Genomic DNA, 25,321 nt, shown 5'->3' on the forward strand with positions numbered 1-25,321 from the left:
ACCATCCCGCAGCCCCTTTTCCCATGTGATTCACCATGACCCGTTTCCTGCTTCGGCGCCTCGCCATCCTGCTGCCGACACTGGTGTTCGTGTCGATCATCATCTTCGGGCTGCAGCAACTGCTGCCCGGCGATCCCGCCATCGCCATGGCCGGCGAGGAACGCGATCCCCAGGCGATTGCCGAGGTGCGGGCCAAGTACAATCTCGACAAGCCAATCTGGGTGCAGTACGGCCTGTGGATCGGCGGCATCCTGCATGGCGATTTCGGCGAATCGATCCGCATCCAGCTGCCGGTGTCGCAGCTGCTGCTGGAAAAGCTGCCGGTCACCATCGAACTGGCGGTCCTGTCGATGCTGGTGGCGCTTGCCATCGGTTTGCCCGCGGGTGTCATTTCAGCACTGCACAACGGCCGCTGGCCGGATTACGTCGCCAATGTCATCGGCCTGTGGGGCCTGTCGACGCCGAATTTCTGGCTCGGCATCATGATGATCCTGTTTTTCTCGGTCGAGCTCGGCTGGCTGCCGGCATCGGGCTACGTCCCGCCGACCGAAGACCTCTGGGCCAACCTGCAGGCGATGATCATGCCGGCCTTCGTGCTGGGCACCGGCATCGCCGCCGTCTTCATGCGCCACACCCGCAGCGCCATGCTGCAGGTTCTGGCCAGCGATTACATCCGCACCGCACGCGCCAAGGGCCTGTATGAGCGCGTGGTGATCGGCAAACATGCCTTCCGCAATGCCGCCGTACCGGTGATCACGCTGGGCGCGCTGGAATTCGGCCAGCTGCTGTCGGGCGCGGTGCTGACCGAGCAGATTTTCTCCATCCCCGGTTTCGGCAAACTGATCGTCGATGCGGTGTTCAACCGCGACTATGCGGTCGTTCAGGGCGTCGTGCTGTGCACGGCCACTGCCTATATCCTGCTGAACCTGCTGGCCGATATCGCCTATTTCCTGGTCAATCCGAGGCTGCGCGCATGACCGCTGTTGAATCCGGCGTCGTGCCGGCTGCTGCTGCTGCCATGCCCAAGACCGAGGAAAGTCCGGCACGACGCGCCTTCCGCCGCCTGCTCAGGCGCAAGGGCGCCGTGGTCGGGCTGGCCGTGGTGCTGACCTTCATCTGCTTCGCGCTGCTGGCCGATTTCGTTGCCCCCTACAGTCCCGTTGAAGCCGACTGGAGCGCCTTGCGCGGCGAACCGACGCTGGAGCATCCCTTCGGCGGCGACGAACTGGGCCGCGACGTGCTGTCGCGCGTGATCCACGGCGCCAGGGCATCGCTGTTTGCCGGGGTCGTCTCCGTCATTCTCGCCCTGCTGATCGGCATTCCGGTCGGGCTTCTGTCTGGATATGCCGGAGGACTTGTGGATGGGGTGATCATGCGATTCACCGATGCCATGCTGGCCGTGCCCTTCCTGATTCTCGCCATTGCCATGGCGGCGTTTCTCGGCCCCAGCCTGACCAATGCAATGATCGCCATCGGCATCGCCGCTGCCCCCATCTTCGTGCGCCTTACACGGGCCCAGGTGCAGTCGGTCAAGATGGAAGACTATGTCGAGGCCGCACGTGCGGTCGGCAATTCGCCGCTGCGCATTGCCTTCCGCCACATCCTGCCCAATATCTGGCCGGCGCTGATGGTGCAGGCCACGCTCACCATCGCCTCGGCCATCATCGCCGAAGCCAGCCTCTCCTTCCTCGGGCTGGGCCAGCAGCCACCGGAACCGAGCTGGGGCAGCATGCTGAATTCGGCCAAGGATTACCTGACCCAGGCCCCCTGGATGGCGGTCTATCCCGGCCTGTCGATCTTCATCGTCGTACTGTCCTTCAACCTGCTGGGCGATGGTCTGCGCGATGCGCTCGACCCGCGACATCGGGAGTGAGACAGTATGGTATGTCGACGACTCGTCCATATGCCGCACTCCTTTTCCTGTTGTTGCCGCTTCTGGCCTTCCTGGCCCTTGCGAACCGCTTTCCGATCCAGGAACCGCTGCTCCAGACGGACTCGGAAGGCTACCTGACCTTCTCCAGTATCCGCACCGGTGGATACCCATTCTTCCTGGCCCTGCTGAAGCCTTTCGTCAGCGATCTGTCAGGCTATATCCCGATACAATTGGCGCTCTACGGCTTCGCCTGCTGTGCATTCGCCTATGTTTTCTGGCGAGCCTATGGCGCAATCCTTCCGGCGCTTCTGGCCGAGATCGTCTTACTCGGGAATCCCCTGGCAAATGCCTTCCATTTTACCATTACGACAGAGTCGCTGTTCCTTACCGTCTCCGTGCTTTTCTTCGCTGCCTCTTTCAGCGCCTTGCATGGCCGCCATATCACCCCCCTGATCTGCGCCAGCCTTCTGGCCGGCATTGCCGTGACAATCAGGCCAACCGGACTGGCCTTGCTGCCAGCGCTTGCAGTGTTGCCATTCATGCTGCGTTCGGATGGCCTCGGGCGGCGCTGCCTCTTCGCCGCGATGCCGTGCCTGGCGGTGCTGGCACTGGAGGCGACCTATTACCGCGCCCATAACGGCCCGGACCGTCAGAGCCTGCTGCCCATCGTTCTGCTGGCCAAGGGCGGCATGGTGTCAGTGCCGGATGCCGACGCCATCATCGCGGCCGCGCCCGAAACGCGGCGCGCCCTCGACCGGGCGCTGGAGACCGATCTGGCCAAGGTGCGCCAGCTGATCGCGGAATCTCCCAACCTGCCGGCAACATGCAGGCTGATCGATGGATATGAGCCGTATATCCAATATCGTTTTGCTCTCACCGAACGAGCAACGGCACAGGCTGCCGGTGGCACGCAGGCCCTCAAGGATGCCGCCATCGCGCGCATGCTTACCGCCCCAACGAGCTACATGGAGAATGTGTGGCAGCACTGGCTTTGCCTGTGGACGCTCTGGGCTGCAACGGGTGCCGAGAAGCAGGCGTTCCGCGTCTATCTGGAACAGAACCAACCGATTCCATACATTCCGGAAATACTCGATCAAATGCGACCCGGTGATACCCTGCCTTTCACACGTCTAGTCATCGCGCTGCTGTGGATGGTTGCGGCGGGCCTGGCCGCGGCGGGCGGTGCCGCGGTCTATGCCGCCTTGCGCGGTCGCTTCGATGCCGGCCTGGCAACGGCAGGGCTGGCCGGGATAGTGGCGCATGGCGCACTGGTCATGACGGCGGCCATGGGGGTCAGCATCCCGCGCTATACGGTTGGGTTCTGGCCCGCCCTTGCCATCGGTGCTGGCATGCTGGTCTGGTTTGGCCTAAAAAGATTTTACCGGCCATCTAGTCAGCCTCTGTATTGATCAACCGTCCGTCACACGCGTCAGGAGCGTCCCCATGACCGACCACCACCACACCGACTGGAAACATGACGGCGTGCGGGTGATTCCGGGCGACCAGCTGGACCCGACTACGGCGGGGCAGACGAGCGGTATGAACCGCGCCACCGCGATCAATTTCGCCCGCGCCGGCGCGCAGAAAATCTGGGCCGGCACCGTGCATATCCACGCCAGTGCCAAGACCGGCGCGCATCACCATGGCGACCTGGAAAGCGTGATCTACGTGGTGAAGGGCAAGGCGCGCATGCGCTGGGGCAACGCCCTGGAATTCGTGGCTGAAGCCGGGCCGGGCGATTTCATCTTCGTGCCGCCCTATGTGCCGCACCAGGAAATCAATGCCAGCAGCGACGAGACACTGGAATGCGTGCTGGTGCGTTCGGGCCAGGATCCGGTGGTGGTGAATCTCGACATCGAGCCGGTCGAGAAGCCGGAAAACGTGCTCTGGGTCGATCCGATCCACGCCGCACCCAAGACATGACAGCCGGCCCCGGCATTCATGCTCTATAACCGGCTGTTCGGCACCGGCAACCGCCGCGGCATCATTTCCTTTTCGCTGGCCGTCTTCCTCTTCGTCATCAACGAGGCGCTGTGCAAGCTGGTCTACGGCGATGTGCCGGCGAGCCAGATCCTTGCCGTGCGCGGCCTGATCGCCACCGTCATCATCCTCGCCATCGCCCATCTGCTGGGCGCCACGCGCCGGATCGCCGCGCTGCTGGACCGGCGGGTCGTCGCCCGCAGCGGGATCGACCTGCTCGGCAGCTATGCCTATATGGTTGCCCTGTTCCATATGCCGATCGCCAATATGACCGCGATCAACATGGCCTCGCCGCTGATGATGACCGCCGTGGTGGCGGTGGTGCTGCACGAACCGGTCGGCTGGCGCCGCTGGAGCGCCATTGTCGCCGGGTTTTTCGGCGTGCTGCTGGTGGTGCAGCCCCAGGCGAGCAATTTCAACGCCTATTCGATCCTCGGCGTCGGCGCCGTCACCTGCATCGTGCTGCGCGATCTGGTGACGCGACGCATCGATGCGGCAATCCCTTCGATCATGGTGACGCTGACCAATGTCGGCATGATGGCTGCTGTGGCGCTGGCCTTCGCCCTGGTCGAGGGCTGGGTGGCGATGGCCTGGGGCGATCTCGGCTTCCTGGCGCTGGCGGCGCTGTTCATCGCGGCCGGCTATCAGCTCGCCGTCGATGCCTTCCGCCATGCCGAGGTGCCGGTGATCGTGCCGCTGCGCTATACCGGCCTGCTCTGGGCGCTACTGATCGGCTATCTGGTCTGGGGTGACGTGCCCAACAGCCTGGCAACCGCCGGAATCATACTGATCGTCGCCAGCGGCCTGTATGTGGTGCATCGCGAACGCGTGCGCGGCAGAGCCATGCCGCCGGTCGAACCGCAGCCCTGATCAGCCCGGCTGCGCGGCGTCTTCCAGCACGAACTGCACGCGCTTTTCGCCGCGCCAGTGATTGGTGCGCAGATGGCCGCCGATATGCAGTGCCGAACCGGTCTGGCGCGCCTGCATCAGCGCCGGGCCAAGATCGGCCTCGACCGAGCGGAAGGCAATCGCAGCCAGCCGCGGCCCGCTGCCATCGCCCGCAGTGATCAGGCAGCGCACATGCTTCTCGCCCACCACATCGGCCTGCACGACGTGGGCGCCGGCGAGTGCGAAACGCGGTTCCGGGTTGCCTGAGCCGTAGGGACCGAGCAGCTCCAGCTTGTCGCAAAGCTCGGCGTTGGCGCCACCGATGCCGAGCGCGCCATCGAAACCCATCGAGGCCGAAGCGCCGGCCTTTGCCACTGCAACTGCCAGCCGTTCGTTGAGGAAGGCCTTCAGCTCGTTCAGCTTGGCGGTTTCCACCGTCAGGCCGGCCGCCATGGCATGGCCGCCGCCATTGACCAGCAGGCCGGCCTGCCCGGCCGCCACCACGGCGGCGCCGAGATCGACGCCGGGGATCGAACGGCCCGAGCCTTTGCCGATCCCGTTCTCATCCAGCGCGATGACAAAGCTGGGACGGCCGGCGGCCTCGCGCACGCGGGCGGCGACAATGCCGATCACGCCGGGATGCCAGCCCTGCCGCGCCACCAGCGCCAGCGCGGCGGTATCGGGCACATGCTCCAGCTCCTGCATGGCCTCCAGCAGCACGCCGGCCTCGATCTCCTGGCGCTCGCGGTTGTAGCGGTCCAGCTCGATGGCGATCTGCTGGGCCAGCCGCGCATCGTCAGTGGAGAGCAGCCGGGTGCCGAGATCCGCCTGGCCGACGCGGCCGCCGGCATTGACGCGCGGTCCGAGCAGGAAACCCAGGTGATAGGCGCCGGGCGGCTCGGCCACGCCGGCGATATCGGCCAGCGCCGCCATGCCGACATTGCTGCGGCCGCGCAGAATCTTCAGCCCCTGCCCGACCAGCGCGCGGTTCAGGCCGGTGAGCGGCACCACGTCGCAGACGGTGCCCAGCGCCACCAGATCGAGCCAGCCCATCAGGTTCGGTTCCGGCCGCTCGCTCGAATAATACCCCATGGCGCGCAGGCGACGGTTGATCGCCACGATCAGCAGGAAGGTGACACCGACCGCCGCAAGCTGGCCGAAGCCGGGCGTTTCGTCCAGGCGGTTGGGATTGACCACCGCGAGCGCCCTGGGCAGTTCCGGCTCGGCGAGATGATGATCGGCGACGATCACGTCCAGGCCAACGCTGGCCGCTTCTTCCAGCGGCGCAAAAGCCAGCGTGCCGCAATCGACCGTCACCACCACTTTCACGCCGTCCTGCGCCAGCCGGCGCAGCGCCGGCGCATTGGGGCCATAGCCTTCCTTCAACCGGTCCGGGATATAGACGCGCAGATCGCGGCCGACCGCTGTGAAGAAGCGGCTGAGCAGCGCCGTCGAGGTGGCGCCGTCGACATCGTAGTCACCGAAGACGGCGACGCTCTCGCCCTTCACGATAGCATGAGCCAGACGTTCTGCCGCCGCATCCATGTCGCGGAAACGCGAGGGATCGGGCAGCAGGCGCCGCAGCGACGGATTGAGATGGTCTTCCAGGTCGTCGAGGCCGATGCCGCGGCCGGCCAGCACGCGGCCGAGGATTTCCGGCAGCCCGGCCTGCTGCGCCAGCGCCAGCGCCAGACGGTCATCGGTGTTGCGCAGACGCCAGCGCCGCCCGCCGATCGAACGGGTCACGCCCAGAAACGCAGGCGCGGAATCGGTCAGCATGTTCAACTCTGGTGTGGAGGACGGATAACAGCCGCGATGCGGCGGATCGTGCCGGTCTGCGAGCGCATGACGATCGAATTGACCATGAAGCCGCCGGGCACCCGCTTGACACCATGCAGCAGCGAGCCGTCGGTGACGCCGGTGGCGGCGAAGATCACATCGCCCGAGGCAAGATCGGCCAGGCTGTATTTACGGTCGAATTTCTCGATGCCGAGCCGGCGGGCGCGGCTGCGCTCGTCCTCATTGCGGAACAGCAGCCGGGCCTGCATCTGGCCGCCGATGCAGCGCAGCGCGGCGGCCGCCAGCACGCCTTCGGGAGCGCCGCCCGAGCCCATATAGATATCGACGCCGGTGGCGGGATCGGTGGTGGCGATGATGCCGGCCACGTCGCCATCGGAAATCAGCGCGATGCGGGCGCCGGTGGCGCGCACCTGGTTGATCAGATCCATATGGCGCGGCCGGTCGAGGATGCAGGCCGTGAGCTCCGAGATCGCGATGCCCTTGGCGGCGGCCAGACGCCTGAGATTGTCCGCCGGCGGCATATCGAGATCGACGACGCCCTCGGGCAGTCCGCCGCCGACCGCGATCTTGTCCATGTAGACATCCGGCGCATTGAGGAAGCAGCCGGCATTGGCGAAGGCGATCACGGTGAGCGCGTTGCTGCCGCCCTTGGCGGTGATCGAGGTGCCTTCGAGCGGGTCGAGCGCGATATCGATGCGCGGCCCCTTCCCGGTGCCGACCTTCTCGCCGATATAGAGCATCGGCGCTTCGTCGCGCTCGCCCTCGCCGATCACGATGGTGCCGTCGATATTGAGGTCGTTGAGCGCCGTGCGCATGGCGTCGACAGCGGCCTGGTCCGCCGCCATTTCGTCGCCCAGGCCGGTCAGCCTGGCTGCCGCGATGGCAGCCGCCTCGGTCACGCGCACGACTTCAAGAGTCAGATTGCGTTCGACCGAGAGGCTGTCAGCCACAACCGCCGTCTTTTCCGGCTTGGCCTTTTTCGCGCTCACTGTCTTGCCTGGCGCCATGATCTGCCTCAGAGCGGTTCGATGCGGATCAGCGCCGGCGCCTGCAGCACCGAACGCAGCTTGCCGATCTTTTTCATTGCCCGGGCCATATCGGCCTCGCGCGCCTCGTGGCTGATCAGCATGACGGCGACCGGCTGGTTCTCGGCTTCCGAACGGCCGCGCTGCACCAGGCTTTCGATGGAAATCTTTTCATCGCGCAGCACGGCGGAGACATCGGCCAGCACGCCCGGCTGGTCGCGCACGATCAGGCGGATGTAATAGCGACCGACATGATCGGCCATCGGGGCGGCCTTGAGCGGCTGCAGCTTCACCGCCGGCACGCCGAAGGCATGCAGGCGACGGCCGGCGGCCAGATCGGCCAGATCAGCCACTACGGCAGATGCGGTCGGGTTGCTGCCGGCGCCGCGGCCCTCGAACATCATGCGGCCGACATAATCGCCTTCGGCGGCCACGGCATTGAACACGCCGTCGACATGGGCGATCGGCGTATCGGCCGGCACCATGCAGGGATGCACGCGCTGCTCGATGCCGCGCGGCGTCCGGCGGGCAATCGCCAGCAGCTTGATGCGGTAGCCGAATTCCCTGGCGAAGGCGATATCGACCGCCGAGACATGGCGGATGCCCTCGACATGCACGGCCTTGAAATCGACCTGGGTATTGAAGGCCAGCGAGGTCAGCACCGCCAGCTTGTGCGCCGCATCGATACCATCGACGTCGAAGCTGGGATCGGCCTCGGCATAGCCGAGCTGCTGGGCTTCCTTCAGCACCACGCCGAAATCGCGGCCGGTCTGGCGCATTTCGGTGAGGATGTAATTGCAGGTTCCATTCAGGATGCCGGTGATGCGCTGGATACGGTTGCCGACCAGGCCCTCGCGCAGGGCCTTGAGGATCGGGATGCCGCCGGCCACCGCCGCCTCGAAGGCGAGCGGCGCATCTTTCGCTTCGGCCATCGCGGCAAGCTTCGCACCATGCATGGCGAGCAGCGCCTTGTTGGCGGTGACCACGCCCTTGCCGGCCTTCAGCGCCGCCTCGACCAGCGCCCGCGCCTTGCCCTCGGAACCGCCGATCAGCTCGACCACCACGTCCACCTCGGGGTCGCCGACCAGATCGAGCGCATCGGCATACCAGCGCCAGCTGCCCTTCGGCATGTCGCGTTTCTTGCGCTTGTCGCGCGCCGACACCGCCACCACCTTGATCGGCCGGCCGGCGCGGGCCGCCAGCATGCCGGCCTGCTGGTCCAGCAGGCGCACCACGCCGGCGCCGACCACGCCCAGACCCGCGATACCCACTTTCAGCGGCGGCGCGGATTTCACATAAGCCTTAACCATGGGCAACTGCCTTATCAGCCTGATCGGAGAGATTGGATGGCGACGCGAGCAGTTTCTTGATGTTCTTCACCGCCTGCCGGGTGCGATGCTCGTTCTCGACGAAAGCAAGGCGCACGAAATTGTCGCCATGCTCGCCAAAGCCGATGCCCGGCGCCACGGCCACCTCGGCCTCGCGCAGCAGCAGCTTGGAGAATTCCACCGAGCCGAGATGGGCATAACGCTGCGGGATCGGCGCCCAGCAGAACATCGACGCATTCGGCATCGGGATGTCCCAGCCGGCGGCATTCAGGCCTTTCACCAGCACGTCGCGGCGCGACTTGTAGGTCTGGCGGATTTCCTCGACGCAGTCCTGCGGGCCGTTCAGCGCCGCGGTGGCGGCAACCTGGATCGGCGTGAAGGCACCGTAATCCAGATACGATTTCATGCGCGCCAGTGCGCCGATCAGGGTGGAATTTCCGGCACCGAAACCGATGCGCCAGCCCGGCATGTTGTAGGTCTTGGACAGCGAGGTGAATTCGATGGCGATATCCCTGGCACCCTTCACCTGCAGGATCGAGGGCGGCGGATTGCCGTCGAAATAGATTTCCGAATAGGCCAGGTCGGAGATCACCCACATGCCGCGCTTCCTGGCGAAATCGACCACGGCCTCGTAGAAGGACAGATCAACCGTCATCGCGGTCGGGTTGGCCGGAAAGCTGACGATCAGCGCGATCGGCTTCGGGATGCTGTGCTGATAGGCGCGATCCAGACCGGCGAAAAAGTCGATGCCCGGGCCGATCTGCACGCTGCGCACATTGGCGCCGGCAATGATGAAGCCAAAGGCATGCATCGGATAGCTCGGGTTCGGCACCAGCACGGTGTCGCCCGGCGCGGAGATCGCCATGGCCAGGTTGGCAAGGCCTTCCTTCGAGCCGAGCGTGACGATCGCTTCTTTCTCCGGGTCGAGCTCGACGCCGAAGCGGCGGCCGTAATAATTCGACAGCGCCTTGCGCAGGCCCGGCACGCCGCGGCTGGAGGAGTAGCGGTGGGCCTTCGGATTCTGCGCCGCCTCCACCAGCTTGGCGACGATATGCGGCGGGGTCGCATTATCCGGGTTGCCCATGCCGAAATCGATGATGTCCTCACCGCGAGCTCGCGCCGCGGCCTTCATACGGTTCACTTCCTCGAACACGTAGGGCGGCAGGCGCTTGATGCGGTAGAACTCGGTATCCATGGTCTTTGGTCCAGTACGAATGAAAAAGAAAACAGGGCCTCAGTTACGCGAAAGCGCGGCAGCTTTTCGCCCCGCGCCTCCGCCGCCGTTCTGCTGAAATCCGTTTAGTTCACGAGATAGATTTCAACCCGGCGGCTATAGTCATCGGTAGCGCCGGCGGCATAGGCGGCCGGTGGCGCGGCGGTCGTCGCGGCAATCTGCGCCGCACCATGCTTGCGCAGTTCGGCCGTGACATTGTCGGTCCGGCGCTGCGCCAGGCCGGTGGCAGCCGGGCCGGCATAGGTGACAACCTTCAGATTGCCCTTGTTGCCCACGCCTTTGTAATACTCGGCCACTTTCTTGATCAGCGCCTTGTCGTCATTGCCAAGACCGCTGGCGCCATTGCCAAACCGCACGATGGCCAGCAGCTGCTGCGCACCGGGCAGTGCGACCGGGCTGTAGCCCGTGCCCTGCGGCTGTGCCAGGCCGGCCGGCAATGCATTGGCCCCGGACTGCGCCAGGCTCTGAGAGTAGGTGTCGGTCATATTGGCGCGTGCACCCTGCGCCGGCGCCTGTTGCATCGGGGCCTGCTGCTGCATCGGGGCAGCCTGGCCGGCAGTGGCCTGACCCGACTGGGCCACCGCCCGCGGCTCGGTGGCGCCGCGCGGCAACGGCGCCTGATTGGCATTCGGCAACTGGGTGACCGGCGCGCGCGGCGACGGCGGCGGCGTATTGCTGTCGGCCGGGCGGGCGCGCAGCTCCTCATCGGTGTAGCGGGCATTGGTGCGGTCGGCGGCCAGATTGTCGATGGCCTGGCGGCGTTCGCTGTTGGCCGACATTTCCACCGGACGCGGCGGGACCCGGGCCAGATTGGGGAAGCGATCGGCATTGGCCCCGGCGTCCCGGGCGATATTGCCGCTCGGCACCGGCGCCGCCGCCTCATCCTCCCCACCGAACAAGCCGGTCGGGTCAGACCATTCCGTCGGGTCGGCCCAGGTGCCGCAGCCGCCAAGCCCCAGCATGGCGGCCAGCAGCGCCGCCGCAGTCATACTGCGCAGCCCGAAACCGCCCGACGCCATTGCGCTGGCGGAACTCTTGCCGATCCGAACCATCCGTAACCCCCTCAACACTCAAAAACCGGCCGATCGCCTGCCGGCGGCTTGTCGGCCTTGCAGGGCGATTCCCTATCCCGTAACCTCAATTCGCAGCGTGAAAATCCGGCCGAAAACCGGAATCGCGCGGCGAGGAAACGGCCCCGAGAATAAGGACTGTCGGATGGCGAAGCAACCGGACAGTGGCAAACCGGATACCGACGTCAAACTGCCCGATCCGGCGGTCTGGGCCCGGAACTGGGCCCGGATTACCGAGCAGAGCCAGAAAATGCTGGCCGAGTTCGCCGCCAAGCAGCAATCCGAGCCCGGCCCAGCCCCGGCCGGCCCCCTCCCGGCCCCGGTGAACCCCGATCCCCTGAATATCGGCGGTGCCTTCATGGAAATCGCCGCCAAGCTGATGGCCGACCCGGCCAAGCTGGCCGAGGCCCAGACCAGATTCTGGCAGGATTACGCCACGCTGTGGGCCAATACCGCCGACCGTTTCCTGGGCCGGGAGGCCCCCCCGCTGGTGCAGCCCGACAAGGGCGACAAACGCTTCAAGGACCCGGCCTGGCAGGAAAGTGCTGTTTTCGACTACCTCAAGCAGTCCTACCTGCTGACGGCGCGCTGGGTGCAGACCACGGTGCAGAGCGCCGAAGGGGTCGACCCCAAGGTGGCCCGCAAGGCCGAGTTCTACACCAAGCAATTCGTCGATGCCCTGTCGCCGTCGAACTTCGCCCTCACCAATCCCGAAGTGGTGCGTGCCACGCTGGACAGCAACGGCGAAAACCTGGTCAACGGCCTGAAGAACCTGCTGGAGGATATCGAGCGCGGCAAGGGCAAGCTCAACGTCAAGATGGTGGATGCCAAGGCCTTCACGGTGGGCGAGACCATCGCCACGACGCCGGGCAAGGTGATCTACCAGAACGACCTGATGCAGCTGCTGCAGTTCGAACCGACCACTAAGCAGGTGTATCGCCGGCCGCTGTTCATCGTGCCGCCCTGGATCAACAAATATTACATCCTCGATCTCAAGCCGCAGAATTCCTTCATCCGCTGGATGGTCGCCAGGGGCTACACCGTCTTCGTCGTCTCCTGGAACCAGCCGGACGAAACCACGGTGGACAAGACCTTCGAAAGCTACATGCGCGAAGGCATCCTCGAAGGCCTCGATGCCGTGAAAAAAGCCACCGGCGAGGACGAGGTCACCGCCATCGGCTACTGTATCGGCGGCACGCTGATGGCCTCGACTCTGGCCTGGATGGCGCAGAAGAAGGACGAACGCATCAAGGCGGTCACCTTCTTCGCCGCCCAGGTGGATTTCGCCGATGCCGGCGAGCTCAGCGTCTTCACCGACGAGGACACGCTGAAATACCTGGAAAATCTGATGTCGGAAAAAGGTTATCTCGACGGCGGCGAGATGGCGACCACCTTCAACATGCTGCGCGCCAACGACCTGATCTGGTCCTTCGTGGTGAACAACTACCTGCTGGGCAAGGAACCTTTCCCCTTCGACCTGCTGTACTGGAATTCCGACTGCACGCGCATGCCGGCCAAGATGCACGGCTTCTACCTGCGCAACATGTATCAGAAGAACCTGCTGTCGCAGCCGGGCCAGCTCGAACTGGCGGGCGAGAAACTCGACCTGCGCAAGATCAAAATCCCGGTCTATTTGCAGGCCAGCAAGGACGATCATATCGCGCCTTACAAGTCGGTCTACAAGGCGACACAGCTCTATGGCGGGCCGGTGCGTTTCCTGATGGCCGGCTCCGGCCATATCGCCGGCGTGATCAACCATCCCGATGCCAGGAAATACCAGCACTGGCGCAACGACACCGCGACCAATCCGGCCAATGTGGAAGACTGGATCAAGGGCGCCAGGGAATATCCGGGCTCCTGGTGGGACGACTGGGATGCCTGGCTGTCGGAAAAATCCGGCGACAAGGTGCCGGCACGCAAGCCCGGCGACGGCAAGCTGAAGGTGATCGAGCCGGCACCGGGCAGCTATGTGAAAAAGCGGATCGTGGATTAGGAGAGCATCTCATTGCCCCACAAGTGTCATGGCCGGGCTTGTCCCGGCCATCCACGTGTTAGGGTTCTCCTGATCGCTGCGGCGAAAAGGCGTGGATGCCCGGGTCAAGCCCGGGCATGACAAAACTAAAGGACAAGGGACAATACAATGCTCGCTCTTATCGACGTCACCTTCAATTTCACCACGCTGGGCGACAAGGCGCAGCAGCTGGTGCGCGCCGAATGGGACGAGGAAGAGCGGCTGCTGGCGAAGGGCCAGTTTGTCGGCATCTGGCGCAAGGCCAATGGCATGGGCACGATGTTCATCCTTGATGTGCCGAACAACGAGGCGCTGGGCAACCAGGTGCGCGCCATGCCGCTCTATCCCTGGTTCACCGATGTGAAGGTCACGCCGCTGATCAGCCATCCGAACTTTCCGCAATTCGCGCGTGGCGCCAGAGAGCATGAGAAGCCGGATACCAAGCCGAAGCCGGACAGCAACCTGTTCCTCTGCGACGTGCGGATCGAATACCTGCGCGCCGGCGACAAGTTCAAGGAACTGGTGCAGGCCGAATGGCGCGAGTCCGAGGCGATGCTGGCCAAGCGGCAACTCGTTGGCATCTGGCGCCGCGCCAATGCGCTCGGCACCTTTGTGCTGTGGAACCTGCCCGATGCCGATGCGGTGGCAACCACCCTGCGCGGGATGCCGCTCTATCCCTGCTTCACCAAGGTGGACGTGATCCCGCTGGCGCTGCACCCGAACTTCCCGCAATTCGCGCGGCCCGCCGAGACGCACGAGAAACCGGCAGCGTAATTTGGCTCCCTGCCCCTGCCAGTCCGGCCAGCCCTTCGAGACCTGCTGCGGCCCGATCCTGGCCGGCACACCGGCGCCCACCGCGCTGGCGCTGATGCGCTCGCGCTACACGGCCTATGCGCGCGGCGATGTGGCGCATCTGGCGCGCACGCTGGCGCCCGAGCAGCGCGCCGGCTTCGATACGGCCGATGTCAGCGCCGGCATGAATAGTACGCAGTGGCTCGGGCTGGAGATCCTCGATACGGAAGCCGGCGGCACGGACGACAGCACCGGCATCGTGGAATTCGTCGCCCGCTTCCAGGCGCAAGGGCAGACCCGCGCATTGCACGAACGCTCGCGCTTCCGCCGCGACGCGACAGACGGCGGCTGGGTCTATATCGATGGCGATACCGATGTTCAGCCGGTGAAAAAGCCCGGCCGCAACGAACCCTGCCCCTGCGGCTCAGGCAAGAAGTTCAAGCACTGCTGCGGGCGAACCTAATAATCAATCTACACTTCACGCATTCCGCCGTTCTCCACGCAATGTCGGCAGACCAATGCCCGTTGAATCAAACCCGCCATCCACGCACAGCACCTGCCCGGTGACATAGCCGGCCTGGTCGCCGCAGAGAAAACAGATCGCATTCGCCAGTTCGGTCTCCAGCCCGTAGCGGTTGAGCGGGATATGGTCGTGATAGTCGGCGCGGATTTCCGGCGTGTGCACCGCCAGCGCCATGGCGGTATCGACCGGGCCCGGCGCCACCGCATTCACCCGGATGCCATACTGGCCGAGTTCGGCCGCCTGCTGCTTGGTCAGATGCGCCAGCCCGGCCTTGCTGGTGCCATAGGCGACCCGCAGGGTCGAGGCACGCAGCCCCGAGATCGAGGTGATGTTGACGATGGCGCCGCCGCCCTGGTCGCGCATGACCGGCGCCACCGCCTGGGTCATCAGGAAAGGGCCGGTCAGGTTCACCGCCATGACGCGCTGCCAGTCGTCCAGCGTCACCTCCAGGATCGGCTTGAAGATGGCGATGCCGGCGTTGTTCACCAGCGCATCGATGCGGCCGAAATGATCTTTCGCCTGTTTCACGGCCCGCTGCACGGCAGCCGGATCGGAGACATCGGCTTCCAGGGTCAGTGTCATACCCGGTCGATCGAGCGATGCTGCCGCCGTCCGCACCGTGTCGCCCAGAATGTCGAGCATGGCGACCTGCCAGCCCTCAGCGAGGAATTTCGTGGCTGCCGCCAGCCCCAGACCGCGCGCCGCGCCGGTGACCAAGGCTACTTTGTTCGATGTACTGGCCATCCTGACGACTCGCTCCCTGCCATTTTCTCAGGCAAGGCTAGCGTGTCCGGTAGCAGTCGGGCCAGTGTTCGCGACAGGATTACGCCCGGCAGACATAGCCGGCCGGGCGTTCCCCGTCTCAGCCACCCATGCAGCTCTTGCCGAGTTTCTGCCCCGCCTCGGCACCCACCGCCTGTGGGTTGCCCTTGATCTTTCCGGCCATGGCCAGGGTCCGTACCTGGGCCGAAACCGCTGACGTGATGCCAGCCGGTCCGCCTTTGCACACATTCGGATCGGCCGCCTTGGTGGCAGCGACAACGGCGTCGACTTCAGCAGGATTTTCCGCTGCCTGCGCCACCTGCATGGTCAGTGCGAGTGCCGCAGCGCCGATCAGTAAACCGAGTTTCATAATGCTGTCTCCCCATCATGGATCGTTATGTCCGCGCCATTCATCCGTGGACGGCGCATGACCCGCCTGATCAGCCTGCCGGAGCGCACGCAGCCGCGCATCGCCCGAACGAGGTATGGGCATAAAGTTCATGTACACGCAGCAGGCGTGCCGTGTTTAGATGGCAGTGGCAGGAAAGAACCGCATCAGACGGTTTGGGGGACGCATGGAGTTACGTCAGTTCTCTGTGTTGGTGGAAGGCCTGTACGAAGCCGCGCTGAATCCGGAAGGCTGGCGTACCATGGCTGCCGACCTCGCCCGTGCCTTTCATTCCGGCAGCTGCGCCATCCAGCTGCGCGATCTGGCGGCCGGACAGACCGTCGTTCTCACGAACACCGCCAATTATGACACCAAGGCAATCGCCGATTACGAAGCGCATTTCCATGCATCGGATATGTATGTTGAAGGCGCGATGAAGATCGGTGTGGGTGTTCCGCTGCTCGGCAGCCAGATCGTCGACGACAACAAGCTGCTTAATTCGGAATACTACGCCGACTGGCTGAAGCATGTCGGGATATTCCATCTCACCGGCGGGATGATGGCCGTCGACAGCAGCGCCATCGCCGGTATCGGCATCCATCGTGCCTATGGCAGCGAAAACTACGATCTTGCCGACCGCGAGGCGATGGGCCTTCTGCTGCCGCACCTGACCCGCGCGCTGCAGATGTACCGCAAACTGAGTGGTCTGGAATGCCAGGGGCAGATCAGTCTCGCCGCACTGGAAGCGCTCAGCCTCGGCGTCATCGTCGTCGATGCGGCGGGCCGGTTGCTGTTCGCCAATACCGTCGCCGAAAGACTGCTGCAGAAAGGCCAGGGCATCACCGTCAGCCATGGACACCTGCGCGCCCAGTTCACAGACCGCAACCTTGTGCTGCAGCATACGATTCGGGAGGCTGTGGCCGGTTTTTCCGGCCGGTCGTCGCATACGGGTATGCTGGTGATGCCGCGACGCGATGCCCTGCCGCTGTCGCTGCTGGTCTGTCCGGCGCCAGGCGACCGGCTGGGCAGCGACCGGCTGAAAGCCGCCGCGATCATCTTCGTGAACAACCCCGACGACCGCATCACGCCGACGGAAGCTTCGCTGATCGCACAATTCCACCTCACGCCGGCTGAAGCCCGCCTGACCGCCGCGCTGCTCGACGGCGAACATGTTGACGACTACGCCCTGCGGACCGGGCTCAGCCTGCATACGGTGAAGACCCAGCTGAAACATGTCTTCGCCAAGACCGGCAGCACGCGGCAATCCGATCTGATCCGCATAGTCCTAGCAAATCCGGTATTGCGCATGTGTCGCGCCGGCTGACAACCCCTGCCTTTTGCGGTATCCTGCGGCGAAACATACCGGATGTTGGGTCGGCATCCGGGTCTTCGCGACTAAGAGTGGTAAATTGGGGGGTAGTGAAACAGCCGCATGGGCCTGATGCTGGAAGGCGCGCCGCAACTGACGCTGGAGACGCTCCGGGCCCTGTATGCCTACTGGGCCGGCAAGCGTGCTGGCCGCGCCCTGCCCGACCGTGCCGATATCGACCCGATCGAGATGAAACCCTGGCTCGGCAACCTGATGCTGGTCGAGCGCAAGGAGGACGGCGACTATTTATACCGTCTCTACGGCTCGACCTTCGTGAACCAGTTCAAGGTCGACATGACCGGCAAGCGGGTCAACGAGCTGCCGGCCCAGCAGGCCGACCTGCTGCGCAGCGAATATGACGCCGTGGTGCATAGCGGCATCCCGATGTCGCGCCGCTACACCGCCACTTTCGACTACACCTCGCGCGACAAGCGTTCCACCTGGCAGGTCGAGCGCAGCTGGGAACGGCTGGCCCTGCCGCTGACCGCCGGCGGCCCGGAAGTGAAGATGCTGCTGGTCGCCGCCTTCCCGCTGGAACCGGCCCCGGAAGACCGCCTGTCGTAAATAATTCCGTAAAATCAATATCTTAATGGAATGTCGCGCCGGTCGGGTTTGACAAGGCGGATTCCATCGCCCATGTTCCGCCTGCCGCGCCGTTCGGGACTCCGCCCAGAACCGGCCCATAACCGGTAAGTGTGTCAGTGTCATTTTTGTTGGAAAACCGAGCATTATGAAAGTCGTTGTCGTCGAGAGCCCGGCGAAGGCAAAGACCATCGAGAAGTATCTCGGCCCAGGCCATACGGTCCTGGCCTCCTTTGGCCATGTCCGCGATCTGCCGGCCAAAGATGGCTCGGTAGAGCCCGATAAAGACTTCATGATGCATTATGAGATGTCCGGCCGCGGTTCGGAATCGATCCGCGCCATCGCCGGCGCGCTCAAGGATGCCGATACCCTGATCCTGGCGACCGATCCGGATCGCGAGGGCGAGGCGATCTCCTGGCATGTGCTGGAAGCCCTGAACAACCGCAAGGTCGTGAAGAGCAAGACCGTGCGCCGGGTGGTGTTCAACGAGATCACCAAGACCGCCGTGCTGGATGCGATGGCGCATCCGCGCGACATCGACATGGACCTGGTCAATGCCCAGCAGGCCCGCCGGGCGCTGGATTACCTGGTCGGCTTCACCCTCTCGCCGGTGCTGTGGCGCAAGCTGCCGTCGGCCAAGTCGGCCGGCCGCGTGCAGTCGGTGGCTTTGCGCCTGATCTGCGAGCGCGAGACCGAGATCGAGGCCTTCCGCGCCCGGGAATACTGGACCATCGGCGCCGATTTCCGCACCCCGCAGAACCAGACCGTGACCGCGCGCCTGGTCGAGCTGGCCGGCAAGAAACTCGACAAGTTCGACATCAACAATGAGGCGGCGGCCAAGGCTGCCGTGGCCAAGCTGGCGGGGCTGAGCTACGCCGTCACCGACGTCTCGATCAAGCCGGCCAAGCGCCATCCCTCGCCGCCCTTCACCACCTCGACCCTGCAGCAGGAAGCCGCGCGCAAACTCGGTTTCTCGGCGCAGATGACTATGCAGATTGCCCAGCGCCTGTATGAAGGCGTCACCATCGGCGGCGAGACCACCGGCCTGATCAGCTATATGCGTACTGACGGCGTCAGCATGGCCGATGAAGCCATCCGGGCCGCCCGCGACGTGATCGCCGAGGATTTCGGCCGCGAAGCGGTGCCGGAAAGCTGGCGCGTCTACAAGACCAAGCAGAAGAACGCGCAGGAAGCCCATGAGGCAATCCGCCCGACCGATTTCCGCCGCCGGCCGAAAGCCGTCGCGCGCTATCTCGACGAAGTCCAGCTCAAGCTCTACGAACTGATCTGGGTGCGTGCGCTCGCCAGCCAGATGGAATCCGCCGAACTGGAACGCACCACCGTCGATATCGCGGACGCCAAAAAGACCGGCATGTTCCGCGTCACCGGCACCGTGGTGCTGTCGCCCGGCTTCCTCAAACTTTACGAAGAAGGCGTCGACGACAAGACCGCCGACGATGAGGAAGGCGCCCGCCTGCCGAAGATGAGCGTCGGCGAGGCGATGAAGGAAGAAGGCGTCAAGCCGGAACAGCATTTCACCGAGCCGCCGCCGCGCTATTCGGAAGCCAGCCTGGTGCGCAAGCTGGAAGAGCTCGGCATCGGCCGGCCGTCCACCTATGCCGCCATCCTGGAAGTCCTGAAGGCCCGCTCTTACGTCAAGCTGGAGAACAAGCGCTTCACGCCGGAAGATGCCGGCTGGCTGGCCTATGCCTTCCTGGTCTGCTTCTTCGAACAGTATTTCGCCTACAGCTTCACCGCCGGGCTGGAAGAAAAGCTCGACGAGATCGCCGAGCATAATCTCGACTGGAAGAAGGTGCTGACCGACTTCTGGCAGGATTTCAGCCAGCACGATCCGAAGGAGCCGAACTTCTCGTCGGTCAAGGATGCCGTCACCCGCATCGACGAGAAGATGGGGCGGCGCGGCGAAGTGCTGGATGCCATCAACGCGCTGCTGGAGCATCATTTCTTTCCGGCGCGCGAAGACGGCAAGGATGCCCGTCTCTGCCCGGCCTGCAACAAGGGCCAGCTGGCGATCAAGGCCGGCCGTACCGGCGCCTTCATCGGCTGCTCGGACTATCCCGAATGCAGCTACACCCGGCCGCTGAGCGCCGGTGGCAACGGCCACGGCGATATCGCCATCTCCGGCCCGCAGGAACTCGGTGCCGATCCGGCCACCGGCCAGATGATCACCCTGCGCCAGGGCCCGTTCGGCCCCTATGTGCAGCTCGGCGAAGCGGAAGGCGAAGGCAAGGCCAAGACCAAGCCGAAGCGCGCCTCGCTGCCCAAGGGCGTGACACTGGAAGACGTGACGCTGGAAATGGCGCTGAAATTACTGGCGCTGCCGCGTGTCGTCGGCATGCATCCCGATACCGGCAAGGAAATCCTCGCCGGCCTCGGCCGTTTCGGACCCTACCTGTTGCATGATGGCGCCTATACCAAGCTGAAGGATGCCATGGAGGCGCTGGAAATCGGCATCAACCATGCCGTCCAGAAGATCGCCGAGGCCGATGCGCGCCGCAAAGGCCCGCGCCAGCGCGCCGAGCTGAAGGTGCTGCGCGAAGTGGGCAAGCATCCCGATGACGGCGAGGCGATCCAGGTGATCGACGGCCGCTATGGTCCCTACATCAAGCACGGTGCCACCAATGCGCCGATCCCGCGCGGCACCGAGGTCGATGCCGTGACCATGGATATGGCGATCCTGGCGATTGCCTCGCGCGCCAAGAAGGGCGGCAAGGGCAAGAAAAAAGCCGCTGCGCCCAAGAGCGCGCCAAAGGCGAAGAAGGCTGCGGCGCCCAAGGCTGAAAAGTCAGGGGCTGAAAAGTCAGGGGCTGAAAAGCCTGTCGCCAAGAAGGCAGCGAAGAAAGCGGCTCCGAAAAAGAAGGCCGCAGCCAAGAAAGCCGCCGCGGCGTAAGCGACGTGGCAAAGAAGAAAATCGTCGCCGGCCTGCCGTCCAAACAGGACATCCTGAAATACATTGCCGACAATCCCGGCATGGTCGGCAAGCGCGAGATCGCCAAGGCCTTCGGTGTCGGCCCGGAGCTGCGCGTCGCGCTGAAAGGCCTGCTGCGCGAACTGAAAGCTGAAGGCGATATCAACCAGGGCCATGGCAAGCGCATGGCGCCGAAGGACAGCCTGCCGGAAGTCACTCTCGTCGATCTGGTCAAGCTCGACCGCGATGGCGACCTGATGGGGCGCCCGGTGGAATGGACCGGCGACGGCGAGGCGCCGCGCATCATCTTCGAGACCGGCGGCAAGGCACGCCGGCGCGAGATGGCCGATGTCGGCGTCGGCGATCGTGTGCTGGCGCGTGTGACCCGCGCCGGCCGTAACCGCTATGTCGGCCGCGTCATCAAACGGCTGGAAAAAGACGAACAGCCGGTGCTGGGCGTCTACGCCCAGACCGAAGACGGCGAAGGCCGCCTGCAGCCGACCGACAAGAAAGTGCGCCACGAATACGTGATCGCACAGGAACACCGCAACAACGCCAAGCCCGGCGAGATCGTGGTGGCGCAACCGATGCAGGGTCGCCGCTTCGGCCTGAAGACGGCGAAAGTGATCGAGGTGATCGGCAGCAGCACCGATCCCAAAGCGCTGAGCCTGATCCCGATCTTCAGCCTCGGCATCCCGACCAAATTCACCGAAGCCGCGCTCCACGATGCCGAGAAAGCCAAGCCGGTCCATCTTGGCCAGCGCGAAGACTTGCGCCCGATTCCGCTGATCACCATAGATCCGGAAGATGCCCGCGACCATGACGATGCGGTATTCGCCGAACCCGACGAAGACCCGAGCAATAAAGGCGGCTGGCATGCCATCGTCGCCATCGCCGATGTGGCGCATTACGTGACACCGGGCGGCGCGCTGGATCATGATGCGCGCCAACGCGGCAACTCCACCTATTTCCCCGACCGCGTGGTGCCGATGCTGCCCGAGGCGCTGTCGGCCGACCTGTGTTCGCTGGTCGAACACAAGGACCGCGCCTGCCTGGCCGTGCATCTGTGGTTCGATGCCGATGGCAACAAGCGGCGGCACAAATTCGTGCGCGGCCTGATGCGCTGCGCCGCCGGCCTGAATTACCGCCAGGTGCAGCAGGCGATCGATGGCGAGCCCGATGAAACCGCCGCTCCCTTCCTCGAAACCGTGCTGAAGCCGCTCTATGCCTGCCATGCTGCTGTGAACAAGGCCCGCGAGGCGCGTCAGCCGCTGGCGATCAACGCGCCGGAACGCCGCGTCGTGATGGGCAAGAACGGTCATATCGCGGCCATCAAACCGCGCGATCATATGCTGAGCCATCAGGTGATCGAGGATTTCATGATCGCGGCCAATGTGGCCGCAGCGGAAGAGCTGGAAAAGCGCAGGCAGCCCTGCATGTACCGCGTGCACGAGCAGCCATCGGACGAGAAGATCGACTCGCTTCGCAAATTCCTCAACACGCTGGATTACAAACTGGCCAAGGGCCAGGGCCTGCGGCCGATGCATTTCAATGCGATCCTGGAAGCTGCCAAAGGCAGCGAGCATGAGCGCCTGATCAATGAGGTGGTGCTGCGCAGCCAGATGCAGGCCACCTACTCGCCCGACAACAAGGGGCATTTCGGCCTCAACCTGCACAAATACGCCCACTTCACCTCGCCGATCCGCCGCTATGCCGACGTGCTGGTGCATCGCGCGCTGATCCGCGGCCTCGGCCTGGGCGACGACGGCCTGCCGCCGGCAGACGATGTGGATTTCGAAAATATCGCCGAGCATATCTCGCTGACCGAGCGGCGCTCGATGCAGGCCGAACGCGACGCGATGGACCGTTTCGTCGCCGCCTTCATGTCCGAGCATGTCGGTGCCCAATTCGACGGCCGCATCACCGGCGTCACCCGCTTCGGGCTTTTTGTCGAACTGGATGAGACCGGCGCCGATGGCTTCGTGCCGATTTCCACCCTGGGCGACGATTTTTACGAGCATGACGAGGCGCATCGCGCGCTGGTCGGCAAGCGCGGCCACAAGCGGTTCCGGCTTGGCGATGGCGTCACCGTGCGGCTGGCCGAGGCCACGCCGGTGACCGGCGGCCTGCGCTTCGAGATCATGGGCGGCGATGGCGCCAGCACCAACACACGACGCGGCGGCACTGGTGGCAAACCCACCATCAAGAAGCCGACCAATCGCGCACCATGGTCGAAGCATCGGAGCAAGAAGCGGAAATGAAATCCGCGATCCTGACGATGGCTCTCATGCTGGCGGCAGGTCCCGCCTTCGCTTTCGACCTGCAGGGCCATCGCGGCGCCCGCGGCCTGGCGCCGGAAAACACCCTGCCCGCTTTCGCCACGGCGCTGACGCTGGGCGTCACCACACTGGAATTCGATGTCAACCTGAGCCGCGACGGCAGGCTGGTGGTCGGCCATGACCCGGTGCTGCTGCCGCATCTGGCACGGCTGGACGGCAAGTGGATCGCCGCTCCCGGCCCGGCAATCTGGCACAGCACGCTGGATGCGCTGCAGCGCTACGACGTCGGTCGTCTCGATCCGGCCAGCCGTTACGGCCAGACCTATCCCGAACAGAAGCCGGTCGACGGTACGCGCATGCCGCTGCTGGAACAGGTCTTCGCCCTGGCGGCGAAAAGCGGCAACGCGGATGTGCGTTTCAATATCGAGACCAAGCTCAGTCCGCTGAAACCCGACGAGAGCGCACCCCCTGCACAGCTCGCCCAGGCCCTTGTACAGGCGATTCGTCAGGCCGGCCTCGGCCATCGCAGCAGCATCCAGTCCTTCGACTGGCGCACGCTGAAGGAAGCCGCGAAGCTGGCCCCGGAGATCCCGCGCGTGCATCTCACCATCGAAGGCACCGGCAGCGACAATGTGCAGCGCGGCCGGCCCGATGCCAGCCCCTGGCTCGGCGGGTTGGATGCCGATGATTTCACTTCCACGCCGGCCCTTATCAAAGCCGCCGGTGGCCAGGTCTGGTCGCCGTTCTGGCGCAATGTCACACCGGCCCTGGTGACTGAGGCGCGGCAACTGGGCCTGCAGGTCATCCCCTGGACGGTGAATGATCCGGCCATGATGGAGCAGCTGATCGCCATGCAGGTCGATGGCCTGATCTCTGACTATCCCGACCGCTTGCGCGCTGTCATGCAGGCCCGCGGCATGGCCCTGCCCAGGGCCACACCGGTATCGCCATAAAACGGCCGTATCCCGCAGGCAGTATCATCTGAGGTAAAATCGCCGCAGGTGAGTTTCAGGGCTTCCCAGGCCCGGCTTCCGGGGCTACAAGGGCGCCGCGCTGCACCGCCGGGGCAGCGCCGGACTATCAGGGACGGCCAGCATGATCACTGCCTACCTGCCGCAAGGCGGCCAGCTGCAACGTATCGAGCTTACCCCCACCTCGACCCTGCCCGAAGGCGTCGTGTGGATCGACCTGCTCGAACCGAGCCAGGCCGAGGAGAAGGCCATCGAAACCCTGCTCGGCATCGAAGTGCCGACGCGCGAGGAGATGCAGGAGATCGAAATCTCCAGCCGTCTGTACCGCGAGGGCGATGCCAGCTTCATGACGGCGAATATCCTGTATCATGCCGAGACGCCGCAGCCGCGGACCACGGCCGTCACCTTCATGCGCACGCCGCGCGCCACCGTGACGCTGCGCTATGCCGATCCGCAATCCTTCCGCCAGTTCGTGGCCCGCGCCCAGCGCCAGCCCGCCCTGCTCGCCTCGCCCGATGCCGCGCTGTGCGGCATCCTCGATGCCGTGATCGATCGCGCCGCCGATGTGCTCGAGATCGGCAGCAAGGACCTCGACACGATTTCGCGCAACATCTTCGGCTACGACAAGACGCCCGATACCCAGCCCGACGATGAATCCGATCTGGAAGACGTGGTGCGCAAGCTCGGTCATATCGAGGATCTGAATTCGCGCATCCGCGACAGCCTGCTGTCGCTGACCCGCCTGATCGCCTTCCTGACCCTGACCATGGCGGAGCAGCGCGGCACCAAGGAAAGCCGCACCTGGCTGAAGACGCTGGCGCGCGACGTGCAGTCGCTGAACGAGCAGGCCGCCTTCCTGGCGCATAAGGGCAATTTCCTGCTCGATGCGACGCTGGGCCTGATCAACATCCAGCAGACCAAGATCATCAAGATCTTCTCGGTGGCCGCCACCGTATTCCTGCCGCCGACGCTGATTGCCAGCATCTATGGCATGAATTTCCAGCATATGCCGGAGCTGAGCTGGCCGGTCGGCTACCCGCTCGCCATCCTGATGATGATCGCATCCGCCATCCTGCCCTACTGGTGGTTCCGGCGAAAAGGCTGGCTGTGATCCCCTCCAGCCTCGACGATCTGACGGAACGTCCGACCGGCGAGGCGATGTGGCGCGGCTGGCGCCAGCGCTGCCCGCGCTGCGGCACCGGCCGTATGTATGGCCGTTATCTGAAAGTCAACGAGGCCTGTGCCTCCTGCGGCCTGGAACTGGCCGGCCACCGTGCCGACGATGCACCGCCCTATTTCACCATCCTGATCGTGGCGCATGTGATCGTGCCGCTGATGCTGATGCTGGAACAGCATTTCTCGCCGCCGGAATGGCTGCATATGGTGCTGTGGCTGCCGCTGACGGTGCTGCTCTGCCTGTGGCTGCTGCCGCGCATCAAGGGCGTGCTGATCGGCCTGCAATGGGCCCGGCGCATGCACGGTTTTGGCAGCGAGCCGCATTAGGCGTATTTGTCCTA

The 25,321-nt window shown here is 64.6% G+C and carries 22 protein-coding genes; 15 read left to right on the forward strand and 7 right to left on the reverse strand.

What is annotated here, in order from left to right; genetic code table 11:
- Nucleotides 1-35 precede the first annotated feature (35 nt).
- Genes OJJ21_RS07145 through OJJ21_RS07165 form a run of 5 tightly spaced genes read left to right on the forward strand, consistent with a single transcriptional unit; the run spans nt 36 to nt 4,723 of the window.
- On the forward strand, nt 36-977 hold the full coding sequence (locus OJJ21_RS07145; protein ID WP_297684572.1) for an ABC transporter permease: 942 nt from the start codon (nt 36-38) through the stop codon (nt 975-977).
- Nucleotides 974-1,873 carry an ABC transporter permease gene (locus tag OJJ21_RS07150; protein ID WP_297684574.1) on the forward strand — a complete coding sequence of 300 codons (900 nt, stop codon included), beginning with the start codon at nt 974-976 and terminating at the stop codon, nt 1,871-1,873. Before OJJ21_RS07145 ends, OJJ21_RS07150 begins: the two co-directional genes overlap by 4 nt.
- An 11-nt stretch (nt 1,874-1,884) precedes the next feature.
- Nucleotides 1,885-3,282 (forward strand): hypothetical protein, encoded by a 1,398-nt coding sequence (locus tag OJJ21_RS07155; RefSeq protein WP_297684576.1) that lies wholly within the window; start codon nt 1,885-1,887, stop codon nt 3,280-3,282.
- A gap of 34 nt (nt 3,283-3,316) precedes the next feature.
- Nucleotides 3,317-3,796, forward strand: a complete 480-nt coding sequence (locus OJJ21_RS07160) for a cupin domain-containing protein (RefSeq protein WP_297684577.1) — start codon at nt 3,317-3,319, stop codon at nt 3,794-3,796.
- Between the two features lie 18 nt (nt 3,797-3,814).
- Nucleotides 3,815-4,723 (forward strand): DMT family transporter, encoded by a 909-nt coding sequence (locus tag OJJ21_RS07165; protein WP_297684579.1) that lies wholly within the window; start codon nt 3,815-3,817, stop codon nt 4,721-4,723.
- On the opposite strand, the gene recJ is transcribed toward OJJ21_RS07165, so the two are convergent.
- The 5 genes from recJ to OJJ21_RS07190 all read right to left on the reverse strand — a co-directional run bounded on the left by recJ (nt 4,724) and on the right by OJJ21_RS07190 (nt 11,180).
- Entirely contained in the window at nt 4,724-6,520 is a 1,797-nt protein-coding gene (gene recJ, locus OJJ21_RS07170) for a single-stranded-DNA-specific exonuclease RecJ (protein WP_297684581.1), read from the reverse strand. It abuts the gene before it with no gap.
- 2 nt (nt 6,521-6,522) lie between these two features.
- A complete protein-coding gene (gene glpX, locus OJJ21_RS07175; RefSeq protein ID WP_297684583.1) occupies nt 6,523-7,548 on the reverse strand; it encodes a class II fructose-bisphosphatase in 1,026 nt (341 codons plus the stop codon).
- An 8-nt stretch (nt 7,549-7,556) separates the two neighbouring features.
- Nucleotides 7,557-8,876 (reverse strand): homoserine dehydrogenase, encoded by a 1,320-nt coding sequence (locus tag OJJ21_RS07180; protein ID WP_297684585.1) that lies wholly within the window; start codon nt 8,874-8,876, stop codon nt 7,557-7,559.
- Nucleotides 8,869-10,089, reverse strand: a complete 1,221-nt coding sequence (locus tag OJJ21_RS07185; protein ID WP_297684587.1) for an LL-diaminopimelate aminotransferase — start codon at nt 10,087-10,089, stop codon at nt 8,869-8,871. Before OJJ21_RS07185 ends, OJJ21_RS07180 begins: the two co-directional genes overlap by 8 nt.
- Before the next feature lie 104 nt (nt 10,090-10,193).
- Nucleotides 10,194-11,180, reverse strand: a complete 987-nt coding sequence (locus OJJ21_RS07190; RefSeq protein WP_297684589.1) for a hypothetical protein — start codon at nt 11,178-11,180, stop codon at nt 10,194-10,196.
- Nucleotides 11,181-11,343: 163 nt separating this feature from the next.
- On the opposite strand from OJJ21_RS07190, the gene phaC reads away from it, so the two are divergent.
- The 3 genes from phaC to OJJ21_RS07205 all read left to right on the forward strand — a co-directional run bounded on the left by phaC (nt 11,344) and on the right by OJJ21_RS07205 (nt 14,464).
- Nucleotides 11,344-13,191, forward strand: coding sequence for a class I poly(R)-hydroxyalkanoic acid synthase (gene phaC, locus OJJ21_RS07195; RefSeq protein WP_297684591.1), 1,848 nt, complete (start codon nt 11,344-11,346; stop codon nt 13,189-13,191).
- A 147-nt stretch (nt 13,192-13,338) separates the two neighbouring features.
- A complete protein-coding gene (locus OJJ21_RS07200; RefSeq protein WP_297684593.1) occupies nt 13,339-13,983 on the forward strand; it encodes a muconolactone Delta-isomerase family protein in 645 nt (214 codons plus the stop codon).
- A gap of 1 nt (nt 13,984) precedes the next feature.
- Nucleotides 13,985-14,464 (forward strand): YchJ family protein, encoded by a 480-nt coding sequence (locus OJJ21_RS07205; RefSeq protein WP_297684595.1) that lies wholly within the window; start codon nt 13,985-13,987, stop codon nt 14,462-14,464.
- A gap of 15 nt (nt 14,465-14,479) precedes the next feature.
- On the opposite strand, the gene OJJ21_RS07210 is transcribed toward OJJ21_RS07205, so the two are convergent.
- Together OJJ21_RS07210 and OJJ21_RS07215 are read right to left on the reverse strand one after the other, a co-directional pair.
- Nucleotides 14,480-15,268, reverse strand: a complete 789-nt coding sequence (locus OJJ21_RS07210; protein WP_297684597.1) for an SDR family oxidoreductase — start codon at nt 15,266-15,268, stop codon at nt 14,480-14,482.
- Nucleotides 15,269-15,386: 118 nt separating this feature from the next.
- Entirely contained in the window at nt 15,387-15,656 is a 270-nt protein-coding gene (locus OJJ21_RS07215) for a hypothetical protein (protein ID WP_297684599.1), read from the reverse strand.
- 205 nt (nt 15,657-15,861) lie between these two features.
- Here OJJ21_RS07215 and OJJ21_RS07220 point away from each other — a divergent pair, with 205 nt between their 5' ends.
- The 7 genes from OJJ21_RS07220 to OJJ21_RS07250 all read left to right on the forward strand — a co-directional run bounded on the left by OJJ21_RS07220 (nt 15,862) and on the right by OJJ21_RS07250 (nt 25,307).
- Nucleotides 15,862-16,998 (forward strand): hypothetical protein, encoded by a 1,137-nt coding sequence (locus OJJ21_RS07220; RefSeq protein WP_297684601.1) that lies wholly within the window; start codon nt 15,862-15,864, stop codon nt 16,996-16,998.
- A gap of 108 nt (nt 16,999-17,106) precedes the next feature.
- Nucleotides 17,107-17,607: a PAS domain-containing protein gene (locus tag OJJ21_RS07225; RefSeq protein ID WP_297684603.1), complete on the forward strand. Its 501-nt coding sequence runs from the start codon at nt 17,107-17,109 to the stop codon at nt 17,605-17,607.
- Nucleotides 17,608-17,773: 166 nt separating this feature from the next.
- Nucleotides 17,774-20,536 (forward strand): type I DNA topoisomerase, encoded by a 2,763-nt coding sequence (topA, locus tag OJJ21_RS07230; protein WP_297684605.1) that lies wholly within the window; start codon nt 17,774-17,776, stop codon nt 20,534-20,536.
- 5 nt (nt 20,537-20,541) lie between these two features.
- Entirely contained in the window at nt 20,542-22,815 is a 2,274-nt protein-coding gene (gene rnr / locus OJJ21_RS07235) for a ribonuclease R (RefSeq protein WP_297684607.1), read from the forward strand.
- Nucleotides 22,812-23,786: a glycerophosphodiester phosphodiesterase gene (locus OJJ21_RS07240; RefSeq protein WP_297684609.1), complete on the forward strand. Its 975-nt coding sequence runs from the start codon at nt 22,812-22,814 to the stop codon at nt 23,784-23,786. The genes rnr and OJJ21_RS07240 overlap by 4 nt, the downstream gene beginning before the upstream one ends.
- 142 nt (nt 23,787-23,928) lie before the next feature.
- The gene (locus OJJ21_RS07245; RefSeq protein ID WP_297684611.1) at nt 23,929-24,915 is read left to right on the forward strand and encodes a magnesium transporter CorA family protein; all 987 of its coding nucleotides are present in this window, start codon (nt 23,929-23,931) and stop codon (nt 24,913-24,915) included.
- Complete coding sequence (locus OJJ21_RS07250) at nt 24,912-25,307, forward strand: DUF983 domain-containing protein (RefSeq protein ID WP_297684614.1); 396 nt, start codon at nt 24,912-24,914, stop codon at nt 25,305-25,307. Before OJJ21_RS07245 ends, OJJ21_RS07250 begins: the two co-directional genes overlap by 4 nt.
- Nucleotides 25,308-25,321: the final 14 nt, after the last annotated feature.

Source organism: Ferrovibrio sp., assembly GCF_025869515.1.
Lineage (GTDB): Bacteria > Pseudomonadota > Alphaproteobacteria > Ferrovibrionales > Ferrovibrionaceae > Ferrovibrio.

Excerpts from the sequence above, each read along its gene's own strand:
- OJJ21_RS07145 (WP_297684572.1), top strand. The coding sequence starts at position 36 with ATGACCCGTTTCCTGCTTCGGCGCCTCGCCATCCTGCTGCCGACACTG.
- OJJ21_RS07150 (WP_297684574.1), top strand. The coding sequence starts at position 974 with ATGACCGCTGTTGAATCCGGCGTCGTGCCGGCTGCTGCTGCTGCCATG.
- OJJ21_RS07155 (WP_297684576.1), top strand. The coding sequence starts at position 1,885 with ATGTCGACGACTCGTCCATATGCCGCACTCCTTTTCCTGTTGTTGCCG.
- OJJ21_RS07160 (WP_297684577.1), top strand. The coding sequence starts at position 3,317 with ATGACCGACCACCACCACACCGACTGGAAACATGACGGCGTGCGGGTG.
- OJJ21_RS07165 (WP_297684579.1), top strand. The coding sequence starts at position 3,815 with ATGCTCTATAACCGGCTGTTCGGCACCGGCAACCGCCGCGGCATCATT.
- recJ (WP_297684581.1), bottom strand. The coding sequence starts at position 6,520 with ATGCTGACCGATTCCGCGCCTGCGTTTCTGGGCGTGACCCGTTCGATC.
- glpX (WP_297684583.1), bottom strand. The coding sequence starts at position 7,548 with ATGGCGCCAGGCAAGACAGTGAGCGCGAAAAAGGCCAAGCCGGAAAAG.
- OJJ21_RS07180 (WP_297684585.1), bottom strand. The coding sequence starts at position 8,876 with ATGGTTAAGGCTTATGTGAAATCCGCGCCGCCGCTGAAAGTGGGTATC.
- OJJ21_RS07185 (WP_297684587.1), bottom strand. The coding sequence starts at position 10,089 with ATGGATACCGAGTTCTACCGCATCAAGCGCCTGCCGCCCTACGTGTTC.
- OJJ21_RS07190 (WP_297684589.1), bottom strand. The coding sequence starts at position 11,180 with ATGGTTCGGATCGGCAAGAGTTCCGCCAGCGCAATGGCGTCGGGCGGT.
- phaC (WP_297684591.1), top strand. The coding sequence starts at position 11,344 with ATGGCGAAGCAACCGGACAGTGGCAAACCGGATACCGACGTCAAACTG.
- OJJ21_RS07200 (WP_297684593.1), top strand. The coding sequence starts at position 13,339 with ATGCTCGCTCTTATCGACGTCACCTTCAATTTCACCACGCTGGGCGAC.
- OJJ21_RS07210 (WP_297684597.1), bottom strand. The coding sequence starts at position 15,268 with ATGGCCAGTACATCGAACAAAGTAGCCTTGGTCACCGGCGCGGCGCGC.
- OJJ21_RS07215 (WP_297684599.1), bottom strand. The coding sequence starts at position 15,656 with ATGAAACTCGGTTTACTGATCGGCGCTGCGGCACTCGCACTGACCATG.
- OJJ21_RS07220 (WP_297684601.1), top strand. The coding sequence starts at position 15,862 with ATGGAGTTACGTCAGTTCTCTGTGTTGGTGGAAGGCCTGTACGAAGCC.
- OJJ21_RS07225 (WP_297684603.1), top strand. The coding sequence starts at position 17,107 with ATGGGCCTGATGCTGGAAGGCGCGCCGCAACTGACGCTGGAGACGCTC.
- topA (WP_297684605.1), top strand. The coding sequence starts at position 17,774 with ATGAAAGTCGTTGTCGTCGAGAGCCCGGCGAAGGCAAAGACCATCGAG.
- OJJ21_RS07240 (WP_297684609.1), top strand. The coding sequence starts at position 22,812 with ATGAAATCCGCGATCCTGACGATGGCTCTCATGCTGGCGGCAGGTCCC.
- OJJ21_RS07245 (WP_297684611.1), top strand. The coding sequence starts at position 23,929 with ATGATCACTGCCTACCTGCCGCAAGGCGGCCAGCTGCAACGTATCGAG.